Origin of the sequence: Mesobaculum littorinae, assembly GCF_004011175.1 — a bacterium.
Classification (GTDB): Bacteria; Pseudomonadota; Alphaproteobacteria; order Rhodobacterales; family Rhodobacteraceae; genus Tranquillimonas; species Tranquillimonas littorinae.
The window spans coordinates 124,061-147,654 of the sequence record NZ_RQXX01000002.1 but is presented as its reverse complement, the minus strand read 5'-3'; the positions used below and the strand labels follow the sequence as shown (position 1 = coordinate 147,654).

The window sequence follows — 23,594 nt, the reverse complement described above, 5'->3', positions numbered from 1 at the left end:
CCTGTGCGCGGGCCTTGTCGGTGATCTCCAGATCCTATTTCCCGCAACCTGGCCGGGCCGAGCCGCCGAGCACGCCGCTCAGCACGCGGATAGCAGCCCTGATGCTCGCCCGAACGGCTTCGGTCACCTGCCGGATCTTCGCGGCTTCAAAGGCTCTCCGGTCGCGAGCCAGGGCCTCCTTCTCGGTGCGCAGGTTGGCGTCCGCAGTCCTTGCGCGGGCGAGACGCGTTTCGACCTCTTGCTCCCGTTCGGCTACTTCGGACAGCTTTATCTTTGCTGCCGTCAACTCCGCCTCGACCGCGCGAACGGCTTTGCCGCCGATCCGTTCCGGATCGAAGCCGCTTGCAGTGGCTGCCACCCCCCCTCCGCCAGCCGGCTGGTGGACGCTGCGAGTGAGTTTGGCGAAGGGCCGACACGGCGGCGCTTTTGTCGCTTCAGCGCCGTTGGTTCGCTCCCGTAAGCCTCGGTCGGGTATCGAGGTCATTTCATAACCCCGGCAGCCCTGGCTTCGTCGTGAGCGATCAGGCTGCGCTGCAAGGCGGCTGCGAGCTGGCTGCTTGTCACGTGCCTGCACATCCCGTGGCGGGTCTTCAACCAGCCAGCGACCTGTCTCAGGATCTTCTCGGCACTCTCCGTTGATGTGACCTTTCGCTGCCGCAACTCATCCACATGCCGCCGCCATTTTCCGAGCCGCAGCCAGTTGGCGAGGAAGCTCACCCTTGAGCGCGTTTAGCCATCGTTTTCGGCGGTATATGCCGCGGCGGCAGCAACGAGTTCTTCGACCGAGGCGTTGCCAAGCTCCTCTGCGCGCTTAGGAGGTTTCAAAGGAATGTTCCCAGGGTTGCCAAGGGGGTCGTGGTGACCCCCGCCGAGGGATCACTGGGTCCCCGGACTCTTTGGCCCCCCTTTGGGGCAGCAGCGGCTCCAGTCCGGCAACAGCTTCGTGGACCAGGGATCGACGACGGTATGGCCGTGATCGCAGGCCCCCCGATCGCCGGTTTCGACGCACAAGCCCTCGTCCAGGAAATCGCGAAACGTCCGTTTGACGGTGGCAAGGTTCAGGTCCGTGTGTCGCGCCATGATGTGTTTAGACCACCAGTTCCCGGCGCCGTCGTCGCTCGCCTTGTTCGAGAGGTACATGGCGATCTGCTTGCAGGCGGCGCTGCCGAATCTGCGGCGGTCGCAGAGCGCTTCGACATGGCAACTCATCGCGCTGCCCTCTCCCGAGGGTCGTCACCGTGATCGATCCCATGCCGTGAAGCGATCCCGAGCGTCCGAAAATCGGCAAGGCGCAGGGAGGGGTCGCAGCACGCGCGGCAGGCGGGAAACCTGCCGCCAGACCATGCCAATCGGCTTGATTTCCTGCCCCATCCGAAAAATCTCTGTGTCAGATTTGTGCCGATCCGGGGATGATGTTCCCTCATCGTTCTGGCAGTTCCCACTGCCAGCTTCAATGCAAACCACTTTGGATCTTGCTTGTTGCAGAGGGCAGGCGTATTTCCGGCGGTGGGACACCCCTCCCCAACGAGGGGCATATATCTGGAAGGGTACTATGTCTGATGACAAGACCCCGGCCACGCGGCCGGCCAATCCGCGTTTTTCCTCTGGCCCCTGTGCCAAGCCCCCCGCATTTTCGCTGGACAAGCTCGCCGACGCCCCGCTGGGCCGGTCGCACCGTGCCGCCATCGGCAAGGCCAAGCTGAAGCAGGCCATCGACGACACGCGCGAGGTTCTGGGCATCCCCGACGAGTATCGCATCGGCATCGTCCCCGGTTCGGACACCGGCGCCTTCGAGATGGCGATGTGGACCATGCTGGGCCAGCGCCCGGTCGAGATGGTCGCTTGGGAAAGCTTCGGCGCCGGCTGGGTCACCGACGCGGTCAAGCAGCTGAAGCTCGACGCCAACGTGCATGAGGCCGAGTATGGACAGATCGTCGATCTGGCCGCCCTCGACTGGAGCCGCGACGTCTGCTTCACATGGAACGGCACCACCTCGGGCGTGCGCGTGCCCTCGGGCGACGTGATCCCCGCCGACCGCGAAGGCCTGACGCTGTGCGATGCGACCTCGGCCGCCTTTGCGCAGGACCTGCCCTGGGAGAAGCTCGACGTGACGACCTTCTCCTGGCAAAAGGTGCTGGGCGGCGAGGCGGCGCACGGCATGCTGATCCTCAGCCCACGCGCGGTGGAACGGCTGGAAAGCTATACCCCCGCCTGGCCGCTGCCGAAGATCTTCCGCCTGACCAAGGGCGGCAAGATCAACGAAGGCATCTTCAAGGGTGAGACGATCAACACCCCGTCGATGCTGGCGGTCGAGGATTACCTGCAGGCCCTGGCCTGGGCCAAGGCCGAAGGCGGGCTGACGGGCCTGATGGCGCGCGCCGACGCGAACTTTGCCGTGGTCGACCGCTTCGTCGCCGAGAACGACTGGATCGCCTTCCTGGCCCAAACACCCGAGATCCGGTCGAACACCAGCGTCTGCCTGAAGTTCACCGATCCCGCGATCATCGACGGCGCCGCCTTTGCAAAGGCCGTGGCCAAGCGGCTGGATACCGAGGGCGTGGCCTATGACATCGGCGCCTATCGCGATGCGCCGGCCGGTCTGCGGATCTGGTGCGGCAGCACGGTCGAGACCTCGGATCTCAAGGCGCTGATGCCGTGGATCGACTGGGCCTACCGGGCCGAGCTTGCCGCGCAGGCAAAGGCCGCCTGAGCGGAGCCCTCGCGGCGATGGGGGGGGCGGCGACCGCGCGAGCCGCCGCCCCTGCCCCGCTGCGACGCCCCCGATATGGATGCAGGCTGCGCGCCCGGCGCGCGGCTATTCCCGACATTTTCTTTGAAGGAGAGCCCCAGATGGCCCCCAAAGTTCTCGTAAGCGACAAGCTCAGCGAAACCGCCGTGCAGATCTTCCGCGATCGCGGCATCGACGTGACCTTCGACCCCTCTATCGGCAAGGACAAGGACAAGCTGCTTGAGGTGATCGGCGACTATGATGGCCTCGCCATCCGTTCGGCCACCAAGGTGACCGAGAAGATCCTGGCCGCCGCGCCGAACCTCAAGGTGATCGGCCGCGCCGGGATCGGCGTCGACAACGTCGACATCCCCGAGGCGTCCAAGAAGGGCGTCATCGTGATGAACACGCCCTTCGGCAACTCGATCACCACCGCCGAACACGCCATCGCGATGATGTTCGCCGTCGCCCGCCAGATCCCCGAGGCCAGCGCCTCGACCCACGCGGGCAAGTGGGAAAAGTCCAAGTTCATGGGCGTCGAGCTGACCGCCAAGACGCTGGGCGTGATCGGCGCGGGCAACATCGGCTCGATCGTCATCGACCGTGCCCGCGGGCTGAAGATGAAGGTGATCGCCTATGATCCCTTCCTCACGCAGGAGCGCGCCGACAAGCTGGGCGTCGAAAAGGTCGAGCTGGACGAGCTGCTGGGCCGGTCGGACTTCATCACCTTCCACGTTCCGCTGACCGACAAGACCCGCAACATTCTGTCCAAGGAGAATATCGCCAAGCTGAAGCCGGGTGTGCGGATCGTGAACTGCGCCCGCGGCGGGCTGGTCGACGAAACCGCGCTGGCGGCCGCGCTGCAGGACGGCCGTGTCGCCGGTGCCGCCTTCGACGTCTTCGCCGAGGAGCCCGCGACCGCCTCGCCGCTTTTCAACCTCTCGAACGTGGTGGTGACGCCGCACCTCGGCGCAGCCACGACCGAGGCGCAGGAGAACGTCGCCCTGCAGGTGGCCGAGCAGATGTCGGACTACCTGCTGAGCGGGGCCGTGACCAACGCGCTCAACATGCCGTCGGTGACGGCCGAGGAAGCCAAGGTCATGGGCCCGTGGGTGAAGCTTGCCCAGCACCTGGGCGCCTTTGCGGGCCAGATGACGGACGAGCCTATCAAGGCCGTGAACATCCTCTACAACGGGGTCGTGGCCGAGATGAACATCGCGGCTCTGAACGCCGCCGCGATCTCGGGCCTGATGCAGACGGTGAACCCGGACGTGAACATGGTGTCGGCCCCGGTTCTGGCGCGCGAGCGCGGCATCGACCTGACCACCACGACGCAGGGCAAGACCGGCGTCTTCGACGCCTATATCAAGGTCACCGTTGTCACCGAGGAGCGCGAGCGCTCGATCGCGGGCACCGTGTTCTCGGACGGCAAGCCGCGCTTCATCCAGATCAAGGGCATCAATATCGATGCCGAGATCGGGGCGCACATGCTCTACACCACGAACCACGACGAGCCGGGCATCATCGGCGCGCTGGGGCGGACCATGGGTGAAAACGGCGTCAACATCGCCAACTTCACGCTGGGCCGGTCGGACCGGGGGCGCGACGCCATCGCGCTGCTCTACCTCGACGACCAGCCGCCGGCCGAGGTGCTGGACAAGCTGCAGGACACCGGCCTCTTCCAACAGATCCGGCCCCTTCGGTTCGAGGTCATCTAACCCCCCCCGAGGTTTCCGGGACCCCAAGGGCCCCTTTCGCGCTACATAAGGCGAAAGGGGCCCGTTCGGCGGGCCTTTACCACCGCGAACGGAGCGCCCGCATGACGATCTACGCCGTCCCCGACATTCACGGATACTCCGACGAACTGGACCGGGCACTGCGCCTGATCGGAGAGGACGGGGGGCGCGACGCCCGCATCGTCTTTCTGGGCGACTACACCGACCGCGGCCCCGACAGCCGCGGCGTGCTGGACCGGCTGATCGCCGGTAGGTCCGAAGGGCGCGACTGGATCTGCCTGATGGGCAACCACGACCGCATGTTCCTGCGCTTCGCGACCGAGGGGCAGGAGAACGACCGCAACATCCGCTCGCGCCTGTCCTGGCTGAACGCGCGGCTGGGCGGCACGCAGACGCTGGGCTCCTACGGGCTGGCCGCGACCGGCACGCCCGCCTTCCTGCACCCCGCCAATGGCGGCTGGGAGACGCTGGCGTCCTACGGCCTCGGCACCGGCGAACAGCTGACCGGGCAGGAGTTGATCGCCCGCGCCCGCACCGCGATCCCCGAACCGCACCTGCAGTTCCTGTCGGACCTGCCGCTCTGGCACGAGGAACCCGGGCTGCTTTTCGTCCATGCCGGCCTGCGCCCGGGCGTCCCGCTGGACGAACAGGACGAGGACGACCTGATCTGGATCCGCGATGGTTTCCTGGACGACGACACCGATCACGGCCGCCTGGTCGTCCATGGACACACCGCGCTTGACGCGCCCACCCACTTCGGCAACCGCATCGACCTTGATGCCGGGGCGGGCTACGGCAATCCGCTGATCCCCGCCGCCTTCGACGGCACCGACTGTTTCCTTCTGACCGAGACGGGCCGCGTGCCCCTGCCGCCCCCGGGGTAGGCACGGGGAACTGCACCGCCACGGGATGCATTCGTCCTGCGAACCCCAGTGGCGGAGAACTTCATGCCCCCCGAAACGACGTCGCACAGCACGCCCCCATCCCCGGGGCCCGGCGGCGACCGCCCCGCCGCCCGGTCCGACGCGCAGCGGATCCATATCGTGCTGAACCCCGGCTCGGGCAAGCAGGGCGACCCCGCGCTCGACGACAAGATCCACGCCTTCGCCGAGGCGCATGGCGACCGTGTCACGATCCACGAGCTGGCCAGCGACACCGGCCCCGACGATGCCGCCCGCAAGGCGCTGAAGGCGGGGGCGGATATCGTGGTGGCAGCTGGCGGTGACGGCACCATTGCCGGGGTCGCGTCGGCCCTGCATGGCGCAGGGTCCGGGGATCGCGGCGGGGACGGCAGTGCCGCCGACGTCCGGCTGGGCATCCTGCCCATGGGCACGTTCAACTACTTTGCCCGCGGGCTCGACATACCGCTCGACATCGACGCGGCGCTCGCCCTTCTTCTGACGGGCGAGGCCCGTCCAGTCGCGGTGGCCGAAGTCAACGGCAAGCTGTTTCTTAACAACGCGAGCCTCGGGATCTACCCCGCGATCCTCGCCCGCCGCGAAAACGTCTACAAGCGCTGGGGCCGGTCGCGGCTGGCCGCCTACTGGTCGGTCCTGCTGACGCTTGCCGGATTCAAGCGCGCGCGCACGGTTGAGGTCACCATCGACGGCAAGCGCCGCCGCCGCCGCACGCCGCTGATCTTCGTCGCCCACTCCGCCTACCAGCTCGAACAGTTCGGTCTGGACGGCGCCGAGATGATCCGTCGCGGCAATTTTGCCGTTTTCCTCGCACCCGACGTCGGCCGGTGGGGTCTGCTCAAGCACGCGGTGATGCTGCTGGGGCGGAACATGACCCGGCATCGAAACTTCGAACTGATCGAAGGCCGCGAGATCGAGGTCGCAGGCCACGGAACCCGTCTGGTCGCCCGCGACGGCGAGCGCGAACGAATGCACGCGCCTATTCGCTTCACCCGCTGCGACGATGCGCTTCAGGTGATCCTGCCCGGAGGACGCGCGGCGGGCAGCACGGATGACGGAGCCGCGACCAGTCGACCCCAGGACACACCAGCAAAGACCGGAGGCCCCCACTGATGCGGCGCGTCCTGCACCTTTCCGACATCCATTTCGGCCGCACCCGGCTCGACCTCGTCGACCCGCTGGTGGACAAGATCGCCGAACTGCGCCCGGACCTCGTCGTGATCTCTGGCGACCTGACCCAGCGTGCCAGGGTTGCTCAATTCGAGGAGGCAAAGGCCTTCATCGACCGCATCGATCCGCCGGTGCTCACCGTGCCCGGCAACCACGACGTGCCGCTCGACAACCTCTGGGTTCGGCTGGTGCGTCCGTTTTCGCGCTATCGGCGGATCATCGACCGCAACCTCGCTCCGTCGTGGTCGGACGAGGAAATCAACGTCATCGGCGTGAACACCGTGAACCCCTATGTGTGGCAATCCGGCAAGATCGGGGAAAAGGCCGTGCGGCGAGTTTGCTCCGCCTTTGACCAGACCCGCCACAAACGGGTGCGCATCGTCGCCCTGCACCACCCCCTGGACCACGCGCCGGGAGTTGAGAAGAAGCTGATGCGCGGCGCGGCCGAGGCTGCCGGCCGCCTCGCCGAATGCGGCGCGGATATCGTCCTGTGCGGTCACCTGCATTCGTGGCGTGCGGACCCGCATACCGCCCGCGAAGGTGGCGCGTCCACCATCCTGCTGCAGGCGGGAACGGGCCTTTCGACCCGTGTGCGCGGAGAAGAGAACGACTTCAACCTGCTCAGCATCCAGCCCGGTGAAATCACCGTGGACCGCTGGGCCGCGGGCGAACGACCGGTTTTCGAACACAAGAGCGGACACGTCTTTCACAAGGGCGCCGGGGGCTGGTCCCGCGCCGGGGAGTGACGCGCGCACCTGGTCGCCACGGACGCGCCGCGGGGGTTTCACACCCCCGCACCCCCGTGGAGTATTTCGGAAGAGAAGAAACAACGCGGTCCCTGCATCTTCTCTTCTAAAATACTCCCGCCGGAGGCGACCCTCCTTGCGGGCCCCTGCCCGGGGCCGGAGAGCCAGAAGACGTGCGCCGCAGTCGCTCAATCCCGTGACACAGCGGCGGCGTGACGCGGGGGCCTTTCGTTCCGGCCCCGCCCGCGATATGAGACGTTTCGTCTCGAAAGACCCCTGAAGGAGAGCCGCTATGGGCTACAAGGTCGTCGTCGCGGGCGCCACGGGGAACGTGGGCCGCGAAATGCTGAACATCCTGGCCGAGCGCCAGTTCCCGGTGGACGAAATCGCGGTGCTTGCCTCGCGCAAGTCCCTCGGCACCGAAGTGAGCTTCGGCGACCAGACGCTCAAGACAAAGGACCTGGAACAGTTCGACTTCACCGGCTGGGACATGGCGCTTTTTGCCGTGGGATCGGACGCGACCAAGGTCCACGCGCCGCGCGCCGCCAAGGCCGGCTGCGTGGTGATCGACAACTCGTCGCTCTACCGCTACGACCCTGACGTGCCGCTGATCGTGCCCGAGGTGAACCCCGAAGCGGTGACGGGCTATTCCAAGAAGAACATCATCGCCAACCCCAACTGCTCGACCGCGCAGATGGTTGTGGCGCTGAAGCCCCTGCACGACCGCGCGAAGATCAAGCGCGTGGTGGTGGCGACCTACCAGTCCGTTTCGGGCGCGGGCAAGGAAGGCATGGACGAGCTCTGGGACCAGACCAAGGGCATGTACGTGCCCGGCCAAGAGGTCGAGCCCTCGAAATTCCAGAAGCAGATCGCCTTCAACGTGATCCCGCATATCGACGTCTTCCTCGATTCCGGCGATACGAAGGAAGAGTGGAAGATGGTCGCCGAGACCAAGAAGATCATCGACTCCGCGATCAAGGTCACCGCGACCTGCGTGCGGGTGCCGGTCTTCGTCGGGCACTCCGAGGCGGTCAATATCGAGTTCGAGGAGTTCCTCGACGAGGACGAGGCCCGCGACATCCTGCGCGAAAGCCCCGGGATCATGGTCGTCGACAAGCGTGAGGCGGGCGGCTACGTGACGCCGGTCGAATGCGTGGGCGACTTCGCAACCTTCGTCAGCCGCATCCGGCAGGACCCGACCGTCGAAAACGGCCTGAATCTTTGGTGCGTCAGCGACAACCTGCGCAAGGGCGCTGCGCTGAACGCCGTTCAGATCGCCGAGCTTCTGGGCCAGAAGGTCCTGCAGAAGGGCTGACAGATGCCGGGCCCGGTCGCACTCATCCGGGCGGGCCTCGACGAATGACCAGGGGCCGGCGTCACAGCGCCGGCCCCTGGTCATTGCCGGACGCCTGTTCAGACCGCGCGACTACCCCGGCGAGGCTGGCGTTCCGCACGCCGTCGTGGTCCAAAGGTCCTGCCCGCCAGAAAGGACCGGACCCCATGTTCACCATCACCCTCATCGCCTCGCCCGTCCGGCGCGACCTCGACCCCGCCCTGGTAACCAGCCTGCGCGATGCATGGGGCGGCGGCGGGGCCCTTTGGCTCGCGCCCGACGAGGCCGCGGAATTTGATGTCGCGGTCCTGCCCGGAAACCTGTCCGAGATCGCAGCCGGCCTGCGCGCCGACGGTGTCGATCTCGCCGCACAGCCCGCCGACAACCGCTGCAAGCGCCTGCTTCTGGCCGACATGGACTCGACCATGATCGAGCAGGAATGCATCGACGAACTGGCCGAGATGGCCGGCGTCGGCCCCCGGGTTGCGGCGATCACCGCGCGGGCGATGAATGGCGAACTCGATTTCGAGGGCGCGCTGCTTGAACGTGTCGGCCTGCTCGCCGGCCTCGACGCGGCGGTCATAGACCGTGTCATGGAAGAGCGCATTACCATGGCCCCGGGCGGCGCGACCCTGGTCGCCACGATGCGGGCCGCCGGGGCGCACACGGCGCTGGTCTCGGGCGGGTTCACCGCCTTCACATCGAGGGTTGCCGCGCAACTGGGGTTCGACGAGCATCGGGCCAACACCCTGATCGCCGCCGACGGGATCCTGACCGGCGATGTGGGCCGCCCGATACTCGGACGCGAGGCGAAGATCGCGGCGCTGTCCGACATCTGCGTCCGCCTCGGCATCGACGCGGGCGATGCAATCGTCGTGGGCGACGGTGCCAATGATCTTGGCATGATCCAGCGCGCCGGAACCGGGGTGGCGCTGCACGCGAAACCCGTCGTCGCGGATCAGGCCCCCGTGCGCATCGACCACGGCGACCTCACCGCCCTGCTCTACCTGCAGGGTTACAGCCGCGAGGCCTTCGCTTCGGCCTAGCCGTCGATCTCGCGCCCGTCTGCGCTTCTTCTCTTCGGAAATACTCCACGGGGGTGCGGGGGTGTGAAACCCCCGCGGCGCGGCTGCGGGCCACCCGGCCCAGCGGCCACCACCAGCGCCTCAGGCCAGGGCCGGCGCCGGCTGAATGCGCCCGACCTCCAGCCCGGCCCGGTTCAGGATCGGCGGCTCGCGCCGCCGCAGCGCCGCCGGATGCGCAGGGTCCAGTGCGCCCATCCGCGACAGCAGTGCCGCCACCGCGCATTCCGAGGCCCGGGTCGCGCCATCCTCGATCTTCAGCGCCAGGCCCAGCCCGCGCTCGGGCCAGATCGCGACAAAGACGCCCTCGGCCCCGGTCTTGATCGCCACATTGCCATCCATCGCCTGCATCAGCTCGGTGCAGGCCCGCTCCTCGCCGGCCACCAGCACGGGATGCGCCCGCATCGCCTGCTCCAGCCGGGTCATCGCGGCCCCGCGCACGCCGCCGCCCGGCGCGGCAAAGGCGGCCATCGCACGGGCCAGCCCCTCGACCGTCGTCGCGAAATTCGGAGCCGAACAGCCGTCGATGCCGTAGCCGGGGCTGTCCTGTTGCGTCAGGTCCTCAAAGGCGGCGCGCACGGCGGTCTGCACGGGATGCGCGGGGTCGACATAGTCCGCGCCGGCACGCAGGTGCCGGGTGAGCGCCAAGAACCCCGCGTGCTTGCCCGAGCAGTTGTTGTGCGCCTGGCAGGGCGCCGCGCCCTCGACGATCATCGCGTCACGGGTGGCCGCGTCGCGCGCCACCTCGGTTCCGCACAGCAGATCGTCGTCCGACATCCCCATCTCCGCCAGCCAGGCCGAGACCATGCCGGTATGCACCGGCGCGCCCTGATGCGAGGCACAGGCCAACGCCAGCCGCTCGGTCGACAGCCCGTCCGCCGCGCCGCTTTCGACCAGCGGCAGCGCCTGCATCATCTTGCAGGACGACCGTGGATAGATCACCGCCTGCGGATCGCCCCAAGCTTCGACGATGCCATGGCTGTCGCAGATCACCGCGTGGCCGCGGTGCAGCGATTCCAGCAGGTTTCCACGCCAGACCTCGACCAGGGGGGCGGATGCGGTCATAGGAGTTTCCTTCCTCACGGTTCAGCGATTTTCCGCCTCGGGGGCTTTCACATCGCGGGCTTCTCACGTTAGTCTCTGCACGCAAAGATGAAAACGGGGTCCCGGGCCACCAAGCCTCCGCAAGCGGGGCCGGCCGGGCGGCCTGCGAGGCAGAAGGCAGCTGGAGGCTGTGACCGGAATGAAATCGACTATCGCGCGCGCCGTGACGACCTGTGCCACCCTGTCCTTCGCGGCACTGGCGCCCATCTCCGCCACCGCGCAGGATGTATCCACCAATCGTGTCGCCGTCGAAACCGCGTGGAGCGTTTTCGTCGAGGATAACCCCAAGGAATGCTGGAGCGTCGCGACGCCCACAGAAACGGTGAACACGCGCGACGGCCAGGTCGTCGCGGTGCGGCGGGGGGATATCCTGCTGTTCGTCAGCTTCCGCCCCGGCTCGGACGTCGAGGGCGAGGTGTCGTTCACCGGCGGCTATCCCTTCGACAGTGATTCGACCGTGACCGTCGATATCGGCGGCACCGAGTTCGAGATGTTCGTCGATGGCGAATGGGCGTGGCCCGCCTCGGATTCGGTCGATAACGAAATCATCTCGGCCATGCGACGCGGCGCCGACGCCACGCTGACGGCACGCTCGTCGCGCGGCACCCAGACCCAGGATACCTTCTCGCTCTTCGGCTTCACCGCCGCGTTCGAAGAAGCCCAGTCGCGCTGCGCCGGCTAAGCAGGCCACGGCGCCTTGAGACCGGGCTCGCGCCAAGCGGCCCGACCTACTTCTGAGGCCCCGCCCGGCGCGGGGCCTTTGGCTTTTGACCAAGGCTCCCATATAATGGGGCATGGGCAGCACGCCCCGTTCGTGCCATACGACACCGCTTCACCACCTACCGCTTCGCTGCCAGACCCCGAGGTTTTGCCATGAATGCCCCGATCACCCAGGATGTCCTGACCCTGCCGCGCAAGCTGCCCGAGGGGCAGGTGAACCTGATCGGCCTGACCCGCGAGCAGCTTCGCCAGACGCTGATCGACCACGGCACCCCCGAAAAGCAGGCCAAGATGCGGATGGGGCAGCTGTGGCACTGGCTTTACAACCGGGGCATCCGCGATTTCGAACAGATGACCAACCTGGCGAAACCCTACCGGGCGTCTCTGGCGCGCGACTTCGTCCTCGAGGTGCCCGAGGTCGTGTCGAAGCAGGTGTCGACGGACGGCACGCGCAAGTATCTTCTGCGCATCGCCGGCGGGTCCGAGGTCGAGGCCGTCTATATCCCCGAAGAGGGCCGTGGCACCTTGTGCATCTCCAGCCAGGTTGGCTGCACGCTGACATGTTCCTTCTGCCACACCGGCACCCAGCGTCTGGTGCGCAACCTGACGGCCGGTGAAATCGTCGGGCAGATCCTCGTCGTGCGCGACGACCTTGGCGAATGGCCCGAAGCCGGAAAGCCCAAGGACGAAGCGCGGCTTCTGTCCAATATCGTGCTGATGGGGATGGGAGAGCCGCTTTACAATTTCGACGCCGTGCGCGACGCGATGAAGATCGCGATGGACGGCGACGGCATCGCCCTGTCGCGCCGGCGCATCACGCTGTCGACCAGCGGCGTGGTGCCGGGCATCGCGCGCGCGGCCGAGGAAATCGGCTGCCTGCTGGCGGTGTCGTTCCATGCCACCACCGACGAGGTGCGCGACGAGCTGGTGCCGATCAACAAGAAATGGAACATCGCGACGCTTCTCGACGCGCTGAAGGCCTATCCGCGCCTGTCGAACTCGGAACGCATCACCTTCGAATACGTGATGCTGAAGGACGTCAACGACAGCGACGAGGATGCGCGGCGCCTCGTTCGACTGATCCGCGGCATCCCCGCGAAAATCAACCTGATCCCCTTCAACGAATGGCCGGGCGCCCCCTACAAGCGGTCGGACTGGTCGCGGATCGAGAGCTTTGCCGATATCGTCTACAAGGCCGGCTATGCCTCGCCCGTGCGCACGCCGCGGGGCGAGGATATCATGGCCGCCTGCGGGCAGCTTAAGTCCGAGAGCGAACGCGCAAAGCGCGAACGCCGCGCGGCGGGCACGGCGCCGCAGGCCCCGGCGTAAGGCCGCGCCGCCCCTCCCCCGGTCGAGGATGCTTGGCACGGCGGGGACACGAAGAGGGGTCCTGCCCCTGCCCCGCGGCCGTCCTGACCGCGATCACCCCTGCTGGGTGCGCGCGCGGCAAAGCCCCGCAGGCCGGGCGCCATCGCCCGGCCACAGGATCTAGCGCTGCTCGCGCCCGGGAATGGCGTCGCGCTTGGTCAGCGGCAGCGGCCAGTCCTCGATCAGCGCCATCGCCTCTTCCGCTGTATCGACGAAGCGGAAGAGGTCCAGGTCGTTGTCCGAGATCGTGCCGGCCTGGGCCAGCGCCTCCCAGTTCACGATGCGGGTCCAGAAATCCTTACCGAAAAGAAGGAAGGGCACCCGCTCCATCCGGCCGGTCTGGATCAGGGTCAGCGCCTCGAAAAGCTCATCCATCGTGCCGAAGCCACCCGGGAAGACGCAGATCGCCCGTGCGCGCAGAAGGAAGTGCATCTTTCGCATCGCGAAGTAGTGGAAGTTGAAGCACAGGTCGGGTGTGACGTAGGCGTTGGGCGCCTGTTCATGCGGCAGCACCACGTTCAGCCCGATCGACCGGCCGCCGGCCTCGGCCGCGCCGCGGTTGCCGGCCTCCATCACGCCGGGGCCGCCGCCCGTCACCACGATCCAGTCGCGACCGCCCCGGGCCAGGCTCTTTTCCGTCAGCTGCCGGGCGAAATCGCGCGCCTCTTCGTAGAACCGCGACAGGTCTGCCAGCGTCTCGGTCCGGGCGGTGTCGGCCTGCGCGGGTTCGGGGATGCGGGCGCCGCCGAACAGCACGACGGTCGAGTCGATGCCCGCCTCGGTCAGCGCAAGCTCGGGCTTCAGGAGTTCGAGCTGCACCCGGACGGGGCGCATGTCTTCGCGGCACAGGAAATCGTCGTCGGCGAAGGCCAGCCGGTAGGTGGGCGACTGCGTCTGCGCCGTCTGCGGAATCTCGCGCGCCTCGGCCACGTCGTCGCGGGCCTGGCGGAGCGGTGTCTTGGGATCGTCCTTCATCGGGCCTCGCCTGATTGCGCATGAGAGGCCTCCGCCTTATAGGCAAGGTCCTAACAAGACCAGTCACGTTTGCCCGCATTCTTCAGGAAAGGACCCTGCCGCGATGTCCCACGCCCAGCTCGAATCCGCCATCGAAGCCGCCTGGGAGGCGCGCGACACCATCACCCCCGCGACCGGCGGCGAAACCCGCGAGGCGATCGAGACCACGCTCGAGGCGCTGGACAGCGGTAGCCTGCGCGTGGCCCAACGTGGCGACGACGGCACCTGGGTGGTGAACCAGTGGGCCAAGAAGGCCGTGCTGCTGGGCTTTCGCATCCGCGACATGGAGCATCAGCCGGGCGGTCCGCAGGGTGGCGGCTGGTGGGACAAGGTCGACAGCAAGTTCGCGGGCTGGGGTGAGAACCGCTGGCGCGACGCGGGCTTTCGCGCGGTGCCGAACTGCGTCGTGCGCAAGTCGGCCTATATCGCGCCGGGCGTCGTGCTGATGCCCTCCTTCGTCAACCTGGGCGCCCATGTCGGCCGGGGGACCATGGTCGACACCTGGGCAACCGTCGGCTCCTGCGCGCAAATCGGCGAGAACGTGCACCTGTCGGGCGGCGTCGGCATCGGCGGCGTGCTGGAACCGCTGCAGGCCGAGCCCACGATCATCGAGGATGGCTGCTTCATCGGCGCCCGGTCCGAGGTGGTCGAGGGCGTGATCGTGCGCGAGGGCGCGGTCCTGGGCATGGGCGTCTACCTTGGCCAGTCGACCAAGATCGTCGACCGCGAGACCGGCGAGGTGATGTATGGCGAAGTGCCACCTTACTCGGTGGTGGTCTCGGGCTCTATGCCGTCGAAGGGCGGCGTCCACCTTTACTGTGCCGTCATCGTCAAGCGGGTGGACGAAAAGACCCGGGCCAAGACCGGGGTCAACGAGCTTTTGCGGGACTGATCCGCGAGCAGGCCGGGACCGGAAGGGGCGCCTGCGGCGCAGGCCATCGGTTGGCGCCGCGCTGACGCGCGGCGCAACGCCTCCGGCGGGAGTATTTGAAAAGAGAAGAAGATGCGGCGTGGTCCCGGGGTTCGGGATCACGTGCGGGTTTGCCATGCCATCTGAGATGGCGGAGGGAACCTGATCCCGGTCCACACGTTTCGCCGCCGGGGCCCTGCAAAAAGGGGGCCATGAGTGGACAGCGAAAGGAATTTCTTATGACTGGTGTGGGTTGGCTTGCGGCCATCATCATCGGCGCCATCGCCGGCTGGCTGGCGGAAAAGGTCATGAAGGCCAACATGGGTCTTCTGATGAACATCATCGTCGGCATCCTCGGCGCCGTGATCCTGAACGCCATCCTGCTGGCCGTCGTGGGTGGCACGCTGGGCGGCTGGATCGGTCAGCTGATCGTCGGCTTCATCGGTGCATGCATCCTGATCTGGATCGTGCGCATGGTGCGTGGACGCGCCTGAGCCGAGACGATATCGAGACAGGCGGGGCGTCGGGCAACAGGCCGCGACGCCCCGTTCGCATGAGACGGGAGCATTTGCATCATGGGCCTTGGATTTCTTCTTTCCATCATCGTCGGCGGTCTGGCCGGCTGGATCGCGTCTTCGATCATGAAGGCCGATACCGGCATATTCCTCAACATCATCCTGGGCATCATCGGCGCGGTTGTTCTGAACCTGCTGCTGGGTCTTCTGGGCATCTATGCCGAACGCGCGGTGCTGCCGCAGCTGATCGTCGGCATCATAGGCGCCTGCCTTCTGATCTGGGTCGCGCGCAAGGTGCGGGCCTGACGGCCCGGGACAGGCGCATGGCCGACAAGGTGAAACGCCCCCAGCAGGTCTATACCCTGCTGGTCGAGGTCGGGCGCAAGTCCGGCGACGGGCTTCCCGACACCGCCACCGGTGCCGCGCTCGTATGCTATGCCGGTGGCGTCGACGAGGCCGAGGCGGTGCGCGAAACCGTGGCGATCCTGAAGCAGGCCGACATGGCGCCACTGGACGTGTCGGGCTATGGCAGCCTGGACGAGCGGCTGGCCGAGGGGCACGACATCGACGATGACGAGCGGGCCCTGATGGAGCGCGCGCGGGACGAGAACGCGGTTATCGTGGCGCAGATGACGCCCTTCTACGACAAGGCCTGACCGTCCATGCCCTACCGCCTTCTGCGGATCACCCTGCCCGAGGAAAGCGCCGATGCGGCACGATCGGCGCTTGAAGATGCGGGCGCGGCAGAGGTCTGGACCATGAGCGGCACCGAAGGCGGCGCCGTCGTGCATGCGCTCACCCATGTCTCGGTCGCCCAGGCGGCGAGCGACGCGGTGTCCGAAGCCATGGGCGAGGGCCGGAACTGGCAGCTGGTCAGCCTCGCCCCCGAGGCTGTCCTGCCCGCCCCCGAAAGCGAGGAGAGGCAGGCCGAACTGGAAGAAAAGGACGTCCAGACGGCGCGCGAGGAAATCTACGACGACGTGCGTGAGGGGGCGTCCTTCAGCCGGGATTTCGCGGTGATGACGGCTTTGGCGACGCTGGTCGCCGCCATCGGCATCCAGACCGAACAGGTGGCCGTGGTCATCGGTGCGATGGTGATCGCGCCGCTTCTGGGGCCGATCATGGCGCTGGCCTTCGGCACGGCCCTCGGCAACCGCAACCTGCTGCGCCGCTCGGCCAAGTCGCTGGCGCTGGGGTTGCTGATCGCTGCGGCCGTGGGAACCCTTATGGGGCTGGTCATCCGCGTCGATCCCGGCAACTCGATGATGACCTATGGCCGGGCGCTCGGGCTGGAAACCATCGGCCTGCCGCTGGCGGCGGGTGCCGCGGCGGCGCTGATGGTCGCCTCGGCCAACACCACGTCGCTGATCGGGGTGACCGTGGCCGCGGCGCTGCTTCCGCCGCTGGCGGCCTTCGGCCTGTTGCTGGGCGGCCAGTACTGGGCGCAGGCGGCGCGCGCCATCGTCATCGTGCTGACCAACATCATCGCCATCAATCTTGCCGCGCAGGTCGTGTTCCTGGTCAAGGGCATCCGCCCGAACCGCTATCTTTCGGACACCTACCAGACGTCGATCTTCACTGCCGTGGGCGTCTGGGCGGGCCTTGCCGTGGCCCTGGCGGCGGCGCTGTTCTTCTTCGGCGACCTGGGGGTGACCGCCTCCAGCGGCCCCGATCAACAGATCCAGTCCGACGGGTAAACTTGAAGGCCCCTGCCCGCGCCGCTACGCAAGGGGCAAAGGAGTTCGCGATGCCTGCATCCCCCGTCGACCCGATAGCCCTGACTGCCGAACTGATCCGCTGCCCCTCGGTCACGCCCGAGGAGGGCGGCGCACTGCAGCTGCTTGAACGGCATCTTTCGGAGGCCGGGTTCACCTGCACATGGGTGGAACGCGGCGGCATCTCGAACCTCTACGCGCGCTGGGGCGCGGCGGGCACCGGCCGCGCCTTCGGCTTCAACGGGCATACCGATGTCGTGCCCGTGGGCGATGCCGCTGCGTGGCGGCACGATCCCTTCGGCGCCCGGGTCGTGGACGGCGTGATGTACGGCCGCGGTGCCACCGACATGAAATCGGGCGTCGCGGCCTTTGTCGCCGCCGCCATCGACTTTGTCCGCGACACGCCCCCCGAGGGCGCGGTGGTGCTGGCGCTGACCGGCGACGAAGAGGGCGATGGCATCGACGGCACCCGCGCGCTTCTGGACTGGATGGACGCGCGGGGCGAACGGATGGACGTCTGCGTGGTGGGCGAACCCACCTGCCCCGACCGCATGGGCGAGATGATCAAGATCGGCCGCCGAGGCTCGATGACGGCCTACCTGACCGCGACGGGCGTGCAGGGGCATTCGGCCTATCCGCACCGGGCGAAGAACCCGGTGCCGGCGTTGGCGCGGCTGGTGGACCGCCTGGCTTCGGCCCGCCTGGACGCGGGCACGGACCATTTCGATCCCTCGACGCTGGCGGTCACCACCTTCGACGTCGGCAACCCCGCCAACAACGTCATTCCGGCGCAGGCCCGGGCGACCGTCAACATCCGCTTCAACGACAGCCATTCCTCGGACACCCTGTCCGCGTGGCTGCGCGACGAGGCGGACGGGGTCGCCGCCGAGACGGGGATCGACATCGGTATGGACATCAAGGTGTCGGGCGAAAGCTTCCTGACGCCCCCGGGCGATCTGTCGGCCCTCGTCACCCGCGCCGTCGCGGCCGAAACCGGCGTGACGCCGGAACTGTCGACCACGGGCGGCACCTCGGACGCGCGCTTCGTCAAGGATCACTGCCCGGTGGTCGAGGTCGGGCTTGTCGGCCGTACCATGCACCAGGTCGACGAATGCGTGCCGGTGGAGCAGATCGAACAGCTGAAAGCCATCTACCTGCGCTGCCTGCGGGACTACTTCGCGTGATCCGCATCGCGCCCACCCGCGATCTTGCCGCCTGTCACGCCCTGCGCCGGACGGTGTTCATGGACGAGCAGGGCTTTACCGAGGCCGAGGAATTCGACGGCCGCGACGACGGTGCCGTGCATCTGCTGGCCATGGAGGACGCCGCGCCCGTGGGCACGGCGCGCCTGCTGCAGGAGGGCGAGATCGGCCGCATCGGCCGGATCTGCGTCCTGCGGTCGCATCGCGGCACCGGGCTCGGCGCGGCGCTGGTCCGGGCGGCGATTGCCGAGCTTCGCGCGCAGCCCGACATCCGCATCATAAGGCTGTCCGCGCAGGTGCAGGCGATGGGATTCTACGAAAAGCTGGGCTTCGTGGCGCACGGCGAGAGCTACCTGGACGGGACCGTGCCGCACCGCGACATGGACCTGCAAATGCCCGCCCGCGACACCCCGGCGTGAGACAGCGCCACCTCGTCGTCATGGTGAAGGAGCCGCGGCCGGGTCGGGTCAAGACCCGTCTCGCGCGCGGGCTCGGCCCCATCGGCGCCGCGTGGTGGTTCCGCCACCAGACCGCGGCCCTGCTGCGGCGGCTGGAGGATCCGCGCTGGCGCCTGACGCTGGCCGTGGCCCCCGATGCCGAGGGTCTGGCCAGCCGGGTCTGGCCCGCGCACCTGCCCCGCCGCGCGCAAGGCCGCGGCGACCTGGGCCAGCGGATGGGCCGCGTGCTCCGCAGTCTGCCGCCCGGCCCCGCGGTCATCATCGGCGGGGACATTCCCGGCATCACCCGCGCCCATGTCGCCCGCGCTTTCGCTGCGCTGGGGACGCACCATGCGGTCATCGGGCCCGCCCCCGACGGTGGCTACTGGCTGATCGGCCTGCGCCGGACCGCCGCGCCGCCCGCGACGCTTTTCCAGGCCGTCCGCTGGTCCAGCCCGCAGGCGCGCGCGGATACCGAGGCGAGCCTGGGTGACCTGACCATCGCCCATGTGGACAGCCTGCACGACGTCGACACGGTCGAGGATCTGCCGCACGCCCCCCGCCCGGCCCCGGGCCTGCCCGCGCGACGTCAGCGCAGGGCCTGCGCCCGATAGATAAGCCCCGCGCGGTAACGCCCGAGGCGCACCTCCCCGCGCGGCAACGCGCGATCTTCGCCTCCCCGGCGGCGCCGCGCGATGTGCCCCTCCCCGCGTAGCAACCCGCGATGTGCCGCCCCGTGCGACAGCCCGCCCGCACGGCCCCGCTTTTCCCGATGACGCCGCGGCGTCGCCGTGCTAGGCGGCAGATATGGCCCGGATCCCCTCAAAGGCCGAAATCCTTGACTGGATCTCGGCCAACCCCACCCAGACCGCCAAGCGCGACATCGCCAAGGCCTTCGGCCTCAAGGGCGCCGACCGCATCGACCTCAAGCGCCTGCTGAAGGAGCTCGAGGGCGAAGGGCACCTGTCGAAACGCGGCAAGTCCTACCGGGACCCCGAAAAGCTGCCCCCCGTCTCGGTCTGCGAGGTGCAGGCGCCGGATGCCGATGGCGACCTCTTCGCCCGCCCGCTGGAATGGCACGGCGAGGGGCCCGAGCCGCGGATCCTGCTGATCCTGCGCGCCGCCGACGCGACCCTGGGCCCGGGCGACCGCATCCTCGCCCGCCTGACCGAGGTCAAGGCCGGAGATCACGCCTACGAGGGCCGCCTGATCCGCAAGATCGGCGGCAGTCCCCGCAAGGTGCTGGGTGTCTTCCGCAAGGAGACCGAGGGCGGTCGCATCATCCCCATCGACAAGGGGCAGGACCGCGAATGGCTGGTCCGTGCCGATGCCACCCACGGCGCCAAGGACGGCGAGCTGGTCGAGGCCGAGCAGGCCGGCCCCAAGGACCGCATGGGTCTGCCCCGCGCCCGCATCGTCGCGCGGCTGGGCGACCCGTCGGGGCCCCGCGCGGTGTCGCTGATCGCGATCCACCAGCACGGCATTCCCGACGAGTTCCCACCCGAGGTGCTGGAGGCCGCCGACCGGATGAAGCCCGCGGGCCTCAAGGGTCGCGACGACCTGCGTGAGCTGCCTTTCGTCACCATCGACCCCTCGGACGCGCGCGACCATGACGATGCGGTCTTTGCCGAACCCGACAGTGATCCGCAGAACGAAGGCGGGCACATCGTCTGGGTCGCCATCGCCGACGTCGCCCACTACGTGACCCCGCAGGGCGACATCGACGACGAGGCGCGCAAGCGCGGCAACTCCACCTACTTCCCCGACCGCGTGGTGCCAATGCTGCCGGACCGGCTGTCGGGCGACCTCTGTTCGCTGCACGAAGGCGTGCCGCGTGCGGTCATCGCCGTGCGGATGGTGCTGGATGCCGAGGGCACCAAGATCCGCCACCGCTTCCACCGCGCGCTGATCCGCTCGGCCGCGTCGCTGGCCTATGAAGAGGTTCAGCAGGCGCAGGACGGCCACATCTCTGACCGCACCGGCCCGCTGATGGAGACGGTGATCGCGCCGCTCTACGCCGCCTACGAGGCCGCAAAGGCCGCGCGCGCCCGGCGTCAGCCGCTGGACCTCGACCTGCCCGAACGCAGGATCGAACTGACGCCCGAGGGCAAGGTTGCCTCTGTCGCCTTTCGCGACCGACTGGACGCGCACAAGCTGATCGAGGAGTTCATGATCCTCGCCAACGTCGCCGCGGCCGAGACGCTGTTCAAGAAGCAGCGCCCCCTGCTTTACCGCGTGCACGAGGAACCCAGCGCAGAAAAGCTCGACGCCCTGCGCGAGGTGGCGCAGGCCTCGGGCTTCACGCTGGCCAAGGGGCAGGTGCTGCAGACGCGGCACATCAACTCGCTTCTCTCCCAAGCCCGGGGGACCGAGTTCGACGAGTTGATGAACATGACCACCCTGCGGTCGATGACGCAGGCCTATTACCACCCCGAAAACTTCGGGCATTTCGGCCTGTCGCTGCGGTCCTACGCGCACTTCACCTCGCCCATCCGTCGCTATGCCGACCTCATCGTGCACCGCGCGCTGATCTCGGCGCATCACTGGGGCAAGGACGGGCTTTCCGACCTGGATATCGAGCGGCTCGAGGATACGGCCAAGCAGATCTCGGACACCGAGAGGCGGTCCATGACGGCCGAGCGCGACACGACCGACCGCTACCTCGCCGCCTATCTTTCGGACCGCGTGGGGGCGGAACTGACGGGCCGGGTCTCGGGCGTGCAGCGGTTCGGCGCCTTCGTGAAGCTGGACGAAACCGGCGCCGACGGGCTGATCCCGGTGCGGTCGCTGGGGCGCGAGTTCTTCCATTTCGACGCTGACGAGCAAAGCCTGATGGGTTCGGACACCGGGCTGACCATCGGGCTTGGCGCGCGTGTCCGGGTGAAGCTGGCCGAAACCGTGCCGGTCACCGGCGGCGTCCTTCTGGAACTGGTCGAGGTCGATGGCGAGACGGTGCGCCGCGGTCCGATGCCCGCACGCGGGCGCGGGGGGCGCGGCGGACCCCACGGGCGCAAGCCCGGCCCGGCCAAGGCCAAGTCCCGCGCCAAGGCGAAGAAGGCCGAGCGCAAGGTCACGCGTCGGCGCAAGTAATCGCCGGCGCCGGCCGTCGTGTCCAATTCGACGAACGCCCCGCTTTTTCGGGAGGGGGGAAGTTGCTACACTTCCCCGATCGACGGAAAGGGGAGTCTCCGATGCGCATGACGCTCGCCCTTCTGGGGCTGATGGCCGGCCTTGCCGCGCCGGCCACGCTTCTGGCCCGCGACCGCGTCACGGTCGATGCCGGCGTGCCCGATGCCGAGGTGCCCGGTGCCGACGGGGCCGGGTCCAACCTCGCAGATACTGACGGGGCCGATATCGGTAAGGTCGCTACCGACGGGACCGATGGCAGCCGCGACGGTGATATGAGCCTTGCGCCAGCGCCGGCCGCGCCGATGGATGCGGCGGCCGGCCTGGCCCGGATCGATGCCGCCACGCCCGCAGCCGCTTCGCCCCCCCATGCTTCGCCCGACGCGGTTTCGCCCACCGCTGCCGTGCCTCCCGCCGCGTCTCCCGCAACCGACACCCCCCTCGCCGGGGCCGTCCCCGCGGGTGCAGCGCAGGCAGATCCGGCGGCACCGCGGGCCACCACGCGCCCCCGAGTCAGCCCCGACCGTCCGGCCAGGGCCGAAGTCACGGTCAGCACGAAGAACGCGGCATTCCAATCCTGGGTCGCGGGGTTCCGCAGCCGCGCCCTGGCGCAGGGGATCGCGGGCCGCACCTTCGACGCCGCCTTTGCCGGCGTGCGCTACAATGACGAGGTGATCGCCCGCGACCGCAACCAGACGGAATTTTCGACTGCGATCTGGGACTACCTCGACCGTGCGGTCTCGGACATGCGCATCGAGAACGGGCGCGCGGCGCTGGCGCGGCACGCCGGTCTGCTCGACCGGATCGAGGCCGAGTTCGGCGTCGAGAAGGAGATCGTGACCGCGATCTGGGGCATGGAAAGCGCCTATGGCAGCTTTCGCGGCGACACACCGATCGTCGAGGCGCTGGCCACGCTGGCCCATGACGGCCGCCGCGGCGCCTTCTTCGAAACCCAGCTGGTGGCCGCGTTGCAGATCGTGCAGGCGGGCGATGTCGCCCCTGCCGCGATGACCGGCAGCTGGGCCGGTGCGATGGGGCACACGCAGTTCATCCCGACATCCTACCTGTCCTACGCGGTCGATTTCGGGCGGGACGGGCAGCGCGACATCTGGTCGGACGACCCCGCCGACGCGCTGGCCTCGACCGCCGCCTATCTCGACCGGTTCGGCTGGACCCATGGTCAGCCCTGGGGGGTCGAGGTGCGCCTGCCCGACGGATTCGATTACACTCAGGCCAGCCGGTCGGTGGAAAAGCTGCCCTCGGACTGGGCGAGGCTGGGGGTGGTGCGCCCGGACGGCGCGCCCGTCCCCGACCACGCCCCGGCCTCGCTGCTGCTGCCCGCCGGGGCGCGCGGCCCGGCCTTTCTGATCTTTCCCAACTTCAAGGTGATCGAGCGGTACAACGCCGCCAACGCCTATGTCATCGCGGTTGGGCACCTGGGCGACCGCCTGGCCGGCGCGGGCCCTCTGCAGGCCGACTGGCCGCGCGACGACCGCGCGCTCAGCTTTGCCGAGCGCAAGGAGATGCAGCGCCGCCTGACTGCGCAGGGCTATGACACCCGCGGCATCGACGGTCGCGTCGGCCCCCGAACCATGGCCGCGATCCGCGCCTTCCAGAGCGACACCAATCGCGTGCCCGACGGATATGCCTCGCTCGCCCTGCTCGAAGCGCTGCGCTAGGGCTCCTTGCCTTCGGGCATGGGCCCTTCCCGATGCGCCGGCATGCGCGCCCCATGACCAAGGATCCGCCGCAGTCCCGGACGGCCCGGCCT

The 23,594-nt window shown here is 68.3% G+C and carries 24 protein-coding genes; 19 read left to right on the top strand and 5 right to left on the bottom strand.

Translation table 11 applies throughout. The features are described 5' to 3' along the window. Positions 1-34: 34 nt before the first annotated feature. From EKE94_RS05500 to EKE94_RS05490, 3 genes are all read right to left on the bottom strand, one after another. Entirely contained in the window at positions 35-358 is a 324-nt protein-coding gene (locus tag EKE94_RS05500; protein ID WP_127905612.1) for a hypothetical protein, read from the bottom strand. A gap of 122 nt (positions 359-480) precedes the next feature. Further along, positions 481-717: a hypothetical protein gene (locus EKE94_RS05495; RefSeq protein ID WP_127905611.1), complete on the bottom strand. Its 237-nt coding sequence runs from the start codon at positions 715-717 to the stop codon at positions 481-483. A 159-nt stretch (positions 718-876) separates the two neighbouring features. Further along, positions 877-1,209, bottom strand: a complete 333-nt coding sequence (locus EKE94_RS05490) for a hypothetical protein (protein ID WP_127905610.1) — start codon at positions 1,207-1,209, stop codon at positions 877-879. 343 nt (positions 1,210-1,552) lie between these two features. Here EKE94_RS05490 and EKE94_RS05485 point away from each other — a divergent pair, with 343 nt between their 5' ends. The 7 genes from EKE94_RS05485 to serB all read left to right on the top strand — a co-directional run bounded on the left by EKE94_RS05485 (position 1,553) and on the right by serB (position 9,676). After that, positions 1,553-2,710: a phosphoserine transaminase gene (locus tag EKE94_RS05485; RefSeq protein ID WP_127905609.1), complete on the top strand. Its 1,158-nt coding sequence runs from the start codon at positions 1,553-1,555 to the stop codon at positions 2,708-2,710. 140 nt (positions 2,711-2,850) lie between these two features. Next, positions 2,851-4,446: a phosphoglycerate dehydrogenase gene (gene serA, locus EKE94_RS05480; protein WP_127905608.1), complete on the top strand. Its 1,596-nt coding sequence runs from the start codon at positions 2,851-2,853 to the stop codon at positions 4,444-4,446. 101 nt (positions 4,447-4,547) lie between these two features. Further along, complete coding sequence (locus EKE94_RS05475) at positions 4,548-5,348, top strand: metallophosphoesterase (RefSeq protein ID WP_127905607.1); 801 nt, start codon at positions 4,548-4,550, stop codon at positions 5,346-5,348. Positions 5,349-5,411: 63 nt separating this feature from the next. After that, a complete protein-coding gene (locus EKE94_RS05470) occupies positions 5,412-6,494 on the top strand; it encodes a diacylglycerol/lipid kinase family protein (protein ID WP_127905606.1) in 1,083 nt (360 codons plus the stop codon). Continuing rightward, on the top strand, positions 6,494-7,297 hold the full coding sequence (locus tag EKE94_RS05465) for a metallophosphoesterase family protein (protein ID WP_127905605.1): 804 nt from the start codon (positions 6,494-6,496) through the stop codon (positions 7,295-7,297). The genes EKE94_RS05470 and EKE94_RS05465 overlap by 1 nt, the downstream gene beginning before the upstream one ends. Positions 7,298-7,589: 292 nt before the next feature. Continuing rightward, a complete protein-coding gene (locus EKE94_RS05460) occupies positions 7,590-8,612 on the top strand; it encodes an aspartate-semialdehyde dehydrogenase (protein ID WP_127905604.1) in 1,023 nt (340 codons plus the stop codon). 185 nt (positions 8,613-8,797) lie between these two features. Beyond that, a complete protein-coding gene (gene serB / locus EKE94_RS05455) occupies positions 8,798-9,676 on the top strand; it encodes a phosphoserine phosphatase SerB (protein ID WP_127905603.1) in 879 nt (292 codons plus the stop codon). 120 nt (positions 9,677-9,796) lie between these two features. On the opposite strand, the gene EKE94_RS05450 is transcribed toward serB, so the two are convergent. Then, entirely contained in the window at positions 9,797-10,777 is a 981-nt protein-coding gene (locus EKE94_RS05450; protein WP_127905602.1) for an asparaginase, read from the bottom strand. Between the two features lie 178 nt (positions 10,778-10,955). On the opposite strand from EKE94_RS05450, the gene EKE94_RS05445 reads away from it, so the two are divergent. Both EKE94_RS05445 and rlmN read left to right on the top strand, forming a co-directional pair. Next, entirely contained in the window at positions 10,956-11,498 is a 543-nt protein-coding gene (locus tag EKE94_RS05445) for an invasion associated locus B family protein (RefSeq protein WP_235855909.1), read from the top strand. A gap of 191 nt (positions 11,499-11,689) precedes the next feature. Next, positions 11,690-12,865, top strand: a complete 1,176-nt coding sequence (gene rlmN, locus EKE94_RS05440) for a 23S rRNA (adenine(2503)-C(2))-methyltransferase RlmN (protein ID WP_127905601.1) — start codon at positions 11,690-11,692, stop codon at positions 12,863-12,865. 159 nt (positions 12,866-13,024) lie between these two features. Here rlmN and EKE94_RS05435 read toward each other — a convergent pair whose 3' ends face one another. Beyond that, positions 13,025-13,879, bottom strand: a complete 855-nt coding sequence (locus EKE94_RS05435) for an LOG family protein (RefSeq protein ID WP_127905600.1) — start codon at positions 13,877-13,879, stop codon at positions 13,025-13,027. Positions 13,880-13,982: 103 nt separating this feature from the next. On the opposite strand from EKE94_RS05435, the gene dapD reads away from it, so the two are divergent. The 10 genes from dapD (at position 13,983) to EKE94_RS05385 (ending at position 23,502) form a co-directional block, all read left to right on the top strand. After that, on the top strand, positions 13,983-14,810 hold the full coding sequence (gene dapD / locus EKE94_RS05430; protein WP_127905599.1) for a 2,3,4,5-tetrahydropyridine-2,6-dicarboxylate N-succinyltransferase: 828 nt from the start codon (positions 13,983-13,985) through the stop codon (positions 14,808-14,810). A gap of 257 nt (positions 14,811-15,067) precedes the next feature. Beyond that, positions 15,068-15,322: a GlsB/YeaQ/YmgE family stress response membrane protein gene (locus EKE94_RS05425; protein WP_127905598.1), complete on the top strand. Its 255-nt coding sequence runs from the start codon at positions 15,068-15,070 to the stop codon at positions 15,320-15,322. 81 nt (positions 15,323-15,403) lie between these two features. After that, positions 15,404-15,649, top strand: a complete 246-nt coding sequence (locus tag EKE94_RS05420; protein WP_127905597.1) for a GlsB/YeaQ/YmgE family stress response membrane protein — start codon at positions 15,404-15,406, stop codon at positions 15,647-15,649. A 17-nt stretch (positions 15,650-15,666) separates the two neighbouring features. Beyond that, positions 15,667-15,999, top strand: a complete 333-nt coding sequence (locus tag EKE94_RS05415; RefSeq protein WP_127905596.1) for a hypothetical protein — start codon at positions 15,667-15,669, stop codon at positions 15,997-15,999. A gap of 6 nt (positions 16,000-16,005) precedes the next feature. Beyond that, the gene (locus EKE94_RS05410) at positions 16,006-17,040 is read left to right on the top strand and encodes a TIGR00341 family protein (RefSeq protein WP_127905595.1); all 1,035 of its coding nucleotides are present in this window, start codon (positions 16,006-16,008) and stop codon (positions 17,038-17,040) included. 50 nt (positions 17,041-17,090) lie between these two features. After that, positions 17,091-18,242, top strand: a complete 1,152-nt coding sequence (gene dapE / locus EKE94_RS05405; RefSeq protein ID WP_127905594.1) for a succinyl-diaminopimelate desuccinylase — start codon at positions 17,091-17,093, stop codon at positions 18,240-18,242. Next, positions 18,242-18,679 carry a GNAT family N-acetyltransferase gene (locus EKE94_RS05400; protein WP_164870870.1) on the top strand — a complete coding sequence of 146 codons (438 nt, stop codon included), beginning with the start codon at positions 18,242-18,244 and terminating at the stop codon, positions 18,677-18,679. The genes dapE and EKE94_RS05400 overlap by 1 nt, the downstream gene beginning before the upstream one ends. Before the next feature lie 20 nt (positions 18,680-18,699). Further along, positions 18,700-19,311: a TIGR04282 family arsenosugar biosynthesis glycosyltransferase gene (locus EKE94_RS05395; RefSeq protein ID WP_127906288.1), complete on the top strand. Its 612-nt coding sequence runs from the start codon at positions 18,700-18,702 to the stop codon at positions 19,309-19,311. Between the two features lie 193 nt (positions 19,312-19,504). Further along, positions 19,505-21,787 (top strand): ribonuclease R, encoded by a 2,283-nt coding sequence (gene rnr, locus EKE94_RS05390; RefSeq protein WP_127905592.1) that lies wholly within the window; start codon positions 19,505-19,507, stop codon positions 21,785-21,787. 341 nt (positions 21,788-22,128) lie between these two features. After that, on the top strand, positions 22,129-23,502 hold the full coding sequence (locus EKE94_RS05385; RefSeq protein ID WP_127906287.1) for a lytic murein transglycosylase: 1,374 nt from the start codon (positions 22,129-22,131) through the stop codon (positions 23,500-23,502). Positions 23,503-23,594: the final 92 nt, after the last annotated feature.

Bases quoted from the DNA above. Each gene is read 5' to 3' on its own strand.
- serA (WP_127905608.1), top strand. From the start codon at position 2,851: ATGGCCCCCAAAGTTCTCGTAAGCGACAAGCTCAGCGAAACCGCCGTG.
- EKE94_RS05385 (WP_127906287.1), top strand. From the start codon at position 22,129: ATGGATGCGGCGGCCGGCCTGGCCCGGATCGATGCCGCCACGCCCGCA.
- EKE94_RS05475 (WP_127905607.1), top strand. From the start codon at position 4,548: ATGACGATCTACGCCGTCCCCGACATTCACGGATACTCCGACGAACTG.
- EKE94_RS05450 (WP_127905602.1), bottom strand. From the start codon at position 10,777: ATGACCGCATCCGCCCCCCTGGTCGAGGTCTGGCGTGGAAACCTGCTG.
- EKE94_RS05410 (WP_127905595.1), top strand. From the start codon at position 16,006: ATGCCCTACCGCCTTCTGCGGATCACCCTGCCCGAGGAAAGCGCCGAT.
- EKE94_RS05465 (WP_127905605.1), top strand. From the start codon at position 6,494: ATGCGGCGCGTCCTGCACCTTTCCGACATCCATTTCGGCCGCACCCGG.
- EKE94_RS05445 (WP_235855909.1), top strand. From the start codon at position 10,956: ATGAAATCGACTATCGCGCGCGCCGTGACGACCTGTGCCACCCTGTCC.
- rlmN (WP_127905601.1), top strand. From the start codon at position 11,690: ATGAATGCCCCGATCACCCAGGATGTCCTGACCCTGCCGCGCAAGCTG.
- EKE94_RS05460 (WP_127905604.1), top strand. From the start codon at position 7,590: ATGGGCTACAAGGTCGTCGTCGCGGGCGCCACGGGGAACGTGGGCCGC.
- EKE94_RS05425 (WP_127905598.1), top strand. From the start codon at position 15,068: ATGACTGGTGTGGGTTGGCTTGCGGCCATCATCATCGGCGCCATCGCC.
- EKE94_RS05420 (WP_127905597.1), top strand. From the start codon at position 15,404: ATGGGCCTTGGATTTCTTCTTTCCATCATCGTCGGCGGTCTGGCCGGC.
- EKE94_RS05490 (WP_127905610.1), bottom strand. From the start codon at position 1,209: ATGAGTTGCCATGTCGAAGCGCTCTGCGACCGCCGCAGATTCGGCAGC.
- EKE94_RS05415 (WP_127905596.1), top strand. From the start codon at position 15,667: ATGGCCGACAAGGTGAAACGCCCCCAGCAGGTCTATACCCTGCTGGTC.
- EKE94_RS05485 (WP_127905609.1), top strand. From the start codon at position 1,553: ATGTCTGATGACAAGACCCCGGCCACGCGGCCGGCCAATCCGCGTTTT.
- EKE94_RS05435 (WP_127905600.1), bottom strand. From the start codon at position 13,879: ATGAAGGACGATCCCAAGACACCGCTCCGCCAGGCCCGCGACGACGTG.
- serB (WP_127905603.1), top strand. From the start codon at position 8,798: ATGTTCACCATCACCCTCATCGCCTCGCCCGTCCGGCGCGACCTCGAC.
- dapD (WP_127905599.1), top strand. From the start codon at position 13,983: ATGTCCCACGCCCAGCTCGAATCCGCCATCGAAGCCGCCTGGGAGGCG.
- rnr (WP_127905592.1), top strand. From the start codon at position 19,505: ATGGCCCGGATCCCCTCAAAGGCCGAAATCCTTGACTGGATCTCGGCC.
- dapE (WP_127905594.1), top strand. From the start codon at position 17,091: ATGCCTGCATCCCCCGTCGACCCGATAGCCCTGACTGCCGAACTGATC.
- EKE94_RS05395 (WP_127906288.1), top strand. From the start codon at position 18,700: ATGGTGAAGGAGCCGCGGCCGGGTCGGGTCAAGACCCGTCTCGCGCGC.
- EKE94_RS05470 (WP_127905606.1), top strand. From the start codon at position 5,412: ATGCCCCCCGAAACGACGTCGCACAGCACGCCCCCATCCCCGGGGCCC.